Source organism: Rugamonas violacea (assembly GCF_016461825.1).
In the GTDB taxonomy this organism is placed as follows: domain Bacteria; phylum Pseudomonadota; class Gammaproteobacteria; order Burkholderiales; family Burkholderiaceae_D; genus Rugamonas.
Genome location: NZ_JAEMNU010000070.1, coordinates 1 through 1,723 on the forward strand (window position 1 = coordinate 1; position 1,723 = coordinate 1,723).

Genomic DNA, 1,723 nt, shown 5'->3' on the forward strand with positions numbered 1-1,723 from the left:
CGAATCGTTGGGATGGATAAGTGTACTCAAAACGTGCCGTGCCTTGAAGAGGGGCCAGCTACGGAAAGGTGCATAATCACACGAATCTAAACAATCAGCGACCTGTTGCAACAAGGTGATTCAGAAAACGGATTAGACGTTGATTTGGTTTGGGATGTCATGCATTTTTTTGGTACGCAAAAGTTGCTTGAGTTGCTGCGAAAATTTGAACTCAATGACTGGGAGGCGATGCATTCAGGATTGCACCTGTCTCTTGGCAAGGCTCTTGCGGAATTGAATGTTGTGCGCGTCTAATTGACGGGGGCAAGTAGCACAGGCAAGGTTAGGACGCTGTTGACAACATCTACAGCGGCGGTTTACGTCTCGAAGACGCCGGTCATCGGGATGCTAATTTCGAGATCGGCAGTCTGATTTTAGCGGCGACTTAACCACGCACAAGCGCCGGGCGACGCCTTCAACGAGCAGCGCCTGGTGCGCGAGCAGCTGGTCGAACTGACCGGCCGCGCACCGCAGAACGGCGCCAGCGACGTCAGGCTCGAAAACCAGAACGTCGTGCTGCCCGACGGCACCACGGAAACCGTGCTGGTGCCGAAGGTCTACCGCGGAAGAGCACGTTCAAAAAGGGCAGCAGCGACAGCGCCGATTACAGCGCGAGCAGCCACGTGGTGGGCGGCAGCGTGACGGGCGCCGACGTGACCGTGCGGGCCGGGCGCGACATCGTCGTCGTCGCCAGCCAACTGACGGCCAGCGATGCGCTGACCTTGGCCGCCGAGCGCGACCTGAGCGTGCTCAGCGCCGAGCAGAGCGGCAGCGAGCGGCACAGCTCGGAAGTCAAGCAGAGCGGTTTCAGCCTGAACCTGACGACCGGCATCGGCTACAGCAAGAGCCAGGACGACAAGAGCGGCAACGGCGACACGGTGCGGCAGATCGGCAGCGTGCTCAGCGGCGGGAGCGTAACGGCCACCAGCGGACGCGACACGCTGGTCAAGGCCAGCACGGTGGTGGCCGACCAGAAGCTCAGCATCGCCGCCAAGGGCGACCTGAGCATCGTCAGCGCGGCCGACCACGACACGGGAGACTACGCCACCAGCAGCAAGAAGTCCGGCTCGATCGGCAGCAACTTCCAGCCGGCCTACGGCAACGTCAAGACCACCACCGACGGCAAGCACGACAACACGACCCAGGTCGGCAGCCAGATCGCCAGCCTGGGCGGCAACGTCGAGTTGAAGGCAGGCGGCCGGTACACGCAGACGGCCAGCCAGGTCAAGGCGCCCGAGGGCGACATCAGCATCGAGGGCAGTGACGTGCTGGTCAACGCCGGCTTCAGCACGACCGACAGCACCGACCACACGACGTATGCCAAGACGGCGATCGGCGGCACGATCAGCGTGCCGATCGTCAACGCGGTGCAGCGCGTCGCGAGCATGGCCTCGGCCGCCAAGACGACGAAGGACGGACGCATGCAGGCGCTGGCCTTGTACAACCTCGACCGCAGCGCGGGAGATCTGGTCGACACCGCCGGCGCGATGTCGCAGAACATGATGTCGGGCGTCAAGATCAGCGTCAGCCTGGGCAACACCAAGAGCGAGAGCAACGCCGTGCAGAGCGCCACCGTCGCCGTCGGTTCGAGCATCGCGGCCGGCGGCAACGTCAGCATCAAGGCCAGCGGTGGCGGCAAGGACAGCAATATCACCGCCATCGGCAGCGACATCAGCGCCGGCAA

Annotated in this window: 3 protein-coding genes; all 3 read left to right on the plus strand. The window is 62.9% G+C overall.

The window, feature by feature from the left end; genetic code table 11:
* Positions 1 to 105: 105 nt before the first annotated feature.
* Entirely contained in the window at positions 106 to 294 is a 189-nt protein-coding gene (locus tag H7U20_RS13185; protein ID WP_199759613.1) for a hypothetical protein, read from the plus strand.
* 177 nt (positions 295 to 471) lie between these two features.
* A complete protein-coding gene (locus tag H7U20_RS13190; protein WP_199759614.1) occupies positions 472 to 681 on the plus strand; it encodes a hypothetical protein in 210 nt (69 codons plus the stop codon).
* Positions 666 to 1,723: hemagglutinin repeat-containing protein (locus H7U20_RS13195; RefSeq protein WP_199759615.1), on the plus strand; the 1,058-nt coding region annotated here is incomplete at its 3' end. The genes H7U20_RS13190 and H7U20_RS13195, both read left to right, overlap by 16 nt.